The sequence below is a fragment of the Nostoc sp. CHAB 5715 genome, assembly GCF_020829685.1.
Classification (GTDB): domain Bacteria; phylum Cyanobacteriota; class Cyanobacteriia; order Cyanobacteriales; family Nostocaceae; genus Nostoc.
The window spans coordinates 1-4,307 of record NZ_JAIVFR010000678.1 but is presented as its reverse complement, the minus strand read 5'-3'; the positions used below and the strand labels follow the sequence as shown (position 1 = coordinate 4,307).

The 4,307-nt window shown below is 42.2% G+C and carries 6 protein-coding genes; 3 read left to right on the top strand and 3 right to left on the bottom strand.

The genetic code is table 11. The features are described from left to right. On the bottom strand, nt 1-624 hold a 624-nt coding region (locus LC574_RS28860), incomplete at its 3' end, for a DUF4231 domain-containing protein (protein WP_229457067.1). 404 nt (nt 625-1,028) lie between these two features. Between LC574_RS28860 and LC574_RS28855 the strand changes: the two genes are divergently transcribed. Then, nucleotides 1,029-1,259, top strand: a complete 231-nt coding sequence (locus LC574_RS28855; protein WP_229457066.1) for a hypothetical protein — start codon at nt 1,029-1,031, stop codon at nt 1,257-1,259. Continuing rightward, nucleotides 1,208-2,377, top strand: a complete 1,170-nt coding sequence (locus LC574_RS28850) for a homocysteine biosynthesis protein (protein WP_229457065.1) — start codon at nt 1,208-1,210, stop codon at nt 2,375-2,377. The genes LC574_RS28855 and LC574_RS28850 overlap by 52 nt, the downstream gene beginning before the upstream one ends. On the opposite strand, the gene LC574_RS38300 is transcribed toward LC574_RS28850, so the two are convergent. After that, complete coding sequence (locus tag LC574_RS38300; protein WP_267871712.1) at nt 2,348-2,470, bottom strand: hypothetical protein; 123 nt, start codon at nt 2,468-2,470, stop codon at nt 2,348-2,350. The two genes, LC574_RS28850 and LC574_RS38300, sit on opposite strands and share 30 nt — an antisense overlap. 15 nt (nt 2,471-2,485) lie before the next feature. Then, nucleotides 2,486-3,520: a hypothetical protein gene (locus LC574_RS28845; protein WP_229457064.1), complete on the bottom strand. Its 1,035-nt coding sequence runs from the start codon at nt 3,518-3,520 to the stop codon at nt 2,486-2,488. 378 nt (nt 3,521-3,898) lie between these two features. On the opposite strand from LC574_RS28845, the gene LC574_RS28840 reads away from it, so the two are divergent. After that, nucleotides 3,899-4,219: a hypothetical protein gene (locus LC574_RS28840; RefSeq protein WP_229457063.1), complete on the top strand. Its 321-nt coding sequence runs from the start codon at nt 3,899-3,901 to the stop codon at nt 4,217-4,219. The last annotated feature ends 88 nt before the right edge of the window (nt 4,220-4,307 follow it).

Sequence of the window (4,307 nt, the reverse complement as noted above, 5' to 3'; positions counted from 1 at the left end):
AGCAGCAAGCGAATTCTTTGGAAATGGAAAAGAGGTAACTATACTGGCAACTATAGAAGCAATAGCTGGGCAAAGTACAGGGAGCCACTTGAGCCAAGCTTGTCCTACTTCTAATTTGTCTACTAGAACTAAAATTGGTGTGACTCCTGATAAAATCACTGTCGCAATTTGCAAACTATAGTAAAGATTCCTTGATAAACTCCTAATTCTTTTATAATCGTTAATCAAGTCTTGGCTGTATTGTAAAGCCTTCCCTCTTGTTAGAGTCAGCGTATCTTTATCCCAGGAATTAGGATTGGTCAATAGATAACTATAGAGTTCAGCTTTTTTGGTGAGTTCAGACTGATAAGCGGCCTTCTTATAGTTCTGAAATACTTGTCTATTGATCAGCAATAAAAAAAACACAAAAGTTAGAGATACTGCTCCAGAGATTACAACTGTTTTATCATCTGAAAGAAAAATAATAAAGAGTCCAGAAGATACAAAAGCTGTAAGTAATAAATATTCTATTACCTTCAAGTTAAACAACTTTTTCTCATCTGATGGAGAGGAAAAATTTTCAATTCTATTGGAAATCTTACTTTGGTTTTTTTGCTCAAAATTAGCTAATTCAGAAGTAGTCATTGCATCTTACTCAATTCGTTATCGGGTGGAGTGTAGGAATATAATGAATCGCAACAAGTAGAATTGTTTTCAGGGGGTAGAAGTAAAGATAAGTTCGCCAGAGAGTAGCTTCACTATAAATAGCTAGCCTTGTGACTTTTGGGGAGACATCTTTTTTATTACCTTCCCAAAACCTTCTAGCATCTGCTTTGATCTCTCACTTTACGATTGACTAGTTGGCTTAGAATGCTTACAAAAGCTAGAAATGTTTCTTTCAGTTGACGTAAAATCATTTCGCCAAGCTGTACTAGTCAATCCTAACCATACATACATTTTATGAATAATACAATACTTTATCTATAGTAGTATTACGTATATAGGAAAAATATTTCGGACATAGGTAGCGTGCAGGCCTCAAAAAATATATGATTTGGACTTTGCAATACTTGAATTGTTTTTTTGGGAATTTTAACCCTATGTGGGGTGTTAAGCTGTCGCGCAGAGATTGGCGACAACTATTTCGAGAGGAAATTATGCAAGAGTCTGTGATTTATCAAGATATCCTTCAAAAAGGAAGACAGCAGGAAGCGCTAGCACTGATAAAATGCGAACAATTGCAGAAATTAACGAAAAAATCAGCCGCCAACGTGCGGTAGTGTTGACAACTGAAGAATTAAAGGCACGAGTTGTAGAAATCGGTGTTACTAAAGCTGCTAAAGAAGTTGATGTAATTACCACTGGCACATTTGAGCCGATGGAATCAAGTGGTGCAATTATCAATCTCGGACACACTGACCCCCCGATAAAAATTCGCCGATGCTGGTTAGATGGTGTGCCAGCATACTCTGGTTTTGGAGCAGTAGATTTATATTTGGGTGCGAGTTCTGCTGTGGAGACGACGGACGGGGAAGAAGTCCGAGAACGTGGCGGCGGTCATGTAATCGAAGATTTGATTGCGGGTAAATCTATAAACGTAAAAGCGCAAGGACAAGTAACAGATTGTTATCCCAGAGCAACTTTTGAAACTACAATTACCAGTGAAACGATTAATCAGTTTTATTTATTTAATCCGCGCAATCTTTATCAAAATTTTATTGTTGGGGTAAATGGTGGCGATCGCCCCCTCTTCACCTATCTCGGCCCTTTACAACCGCGTCTGGGGAATGCCGTTTACTCTAACCCAGGTGCTATTTCCCCCTTACTCAACGACCCCGATTTACAACTCGTTGGTATAGGGACTCGAATTTTTTTAGGCGGTGGTATTGGTTATGTCGCTTGGGAAGGCACTCAGCATTTCCCTTTACAAAAGCGTTTAGCTAATCGTACACCGATTGGGCCTTCCGCCACTTTAGCTTTAATTGGTGATGCCAAGCAAATGGATGCTCACTGGGTGCGTGGATGTTACTTCAAAAGTTATGGCCCCTCATTGATGTTAGGTGTTGGTGTACCACTGCCTGTATTAAATGAACAAGTAGTTGAACACTGTGCCGTCCAAGATCAAGACTTAGTAGCCCCAATCGTGGATTTTTCCATTCCCCGGCGCGTCCGTCCCACTTTTGGTTTAGTGAGTTACGCTCAACTCAAATCTGGGCGGATCACCATTGAGGGCAAAGCAGTACGCTCTGCCCCCTTAGCGAGTTTGTTTTTTTCTAAACAAGTCGCCCTAGAGTTGAAAAAGTGGATCGAAGCAGGTACGTTTACCCTAACAGAACCAGTTTCCCCAATTCCGATGGAGCGATCTTTTCTACCCCAAGACCGTAGGACGGATTTTTGATACTGGGGAGTGGGGAGTAGGGGGAGCAGGGGAGGCAGAATAAGAACTTCTGATTACTGAGCCATGCCCCATGCCCCATGCCCCATGCCCCATGCCCAATTCCCAATTCTACTCTTGAGTCGGTTTCGGTCGCTTGATGGGCTTAGGAGTGGGTGTTTTGGGTATAGGTTTTGACACTACAGAGGTGTCACCGCCTGCGCCTGTTTTCTTGATAGGACGTGGGGTTTCGCCACTGCGTCTGGGGGGGAATGGTTTTCTAGCACCAGCACCACCGCCACCGCCAGCACGAGGGCCACCGCCACCTTTGAATGGTGGTTTACGTTTTTTGGGCAAGTCAGCGATCGCCTCAGCTTTTTCTACTATCAAAACGTCAGCTTCTCGCTTGGCTTGGAAGTCCCAGAACTTTCCTACTGCTTTGGTGGTCAGCACACCCCTCAATTTCAACTTAAAATACTTGGGTTTCTCAGTTGGTTTGCGTGCAGCCTGCCTAATTTTGACTACCAAGCTCTTAGCGTCAAAAGATTGGTATACTACCTCACCACGAACAGAAAAACCACCATCTGTAACTTCTGATGAGGGAATTACGGAAATTGTACTTAGTTCAGAGTTTTCAGATAAGCCATCATCGGGTGTTTGTAACTCTTGCAACTCCAAGTCTGACTCGTCTTCATCTGTTGAGTTTTTTGCCAGATTTTCTGGCTCCCAAACTCCGACGATTTGGATGTGCAAGGTATCATTCTCTTGTCTTGTACGTGGATATACTACCCACAAGTGTTCTTTTTCTAAGTCTAGGTGATTCTTGACTAAGCTCATAATCCGACCTAGGAGGACGGCATTGAGTTCTACACCATCGGTAGTCAGCAGCGTACCTTGAGTAAATTGTTCGCTGCTAGCATGATAGCGACCCCTAACTAACCCGATCGCTCGATATTGCATCGGCTCACTGGGAGGCGGAATCGGTTGCTGTCGATTGACTAAGTTCCCATTTGAGTCAGTCTCAATGGGGTTAACAGGCGAATTTTCAACTTCTTTAGAGGACTTGGCTGCTATGCGAACATTAGCGGCTGCCCCTATGTTAGTTGGGCCCTGGTTAGAGGCAGAAGAATTGGAGGATTCAGGCAACGGCATCAGGTCGGAATTCATAAAAACTCCTTGCGGCACAGACACATCCCATTGTGGGATTTTACAAAGGCAGCTGGAAAGAGCATTTGTGCGACTGATGAAAGTATATTTGCTTTTCACAAAGTCACACTAGGGTACTCTATACAATACTAAAGGCGCTAAATTGAGTGTATAAACACTAAATGTGTAATTTAGCGCCTTTACACTAGTTTCGGAAGCATATCATAGCTACAATTCTGACGGCTCCTCCTAAAGTCATCACTTACTTTAGCAGTGTAAATAGTTAATTGTTATAAAATTCACAGGCAATTGGCGGTATTCCGCAAAGTTTTGGAAATTTTTAACTTTACGATTTGTGTAAATGATAATGTCATTAAAATTTAGGAGAAAGACAAAACTGTGTCTCAACCGCGCAATCGTTGGATAGTTCAAATCGTCTTGGCGGTGGCAATTCTCGCTTTTGTGGGTGTTTCGGTGATTCCCATAATTGGAGCATTTAATAATACGCCACCCTCAAACCAGAATACCGCTAGCACCAAAGGCACTTTGACCTCTGCTGACCAAAAATCAAAACTGGAAGACGAAGTACGGGGTTATGAACTGGTTTTGCAAAGGGAACCAGAAAATCAGACTGCGCTTAAGGGCTTATTACAGGCGCGGCTACAATTACTGGATCAAAAAGAAAAAGCTGGAGATATTTTGAAATATATCAGAATTTGAGCGAAGATATAATGGTCTTGGCTAGGTTGACATTGGTTAATTTTAGATAAATTAGTTGATTGATTGCGAAAGTGAATATATTGGGAAA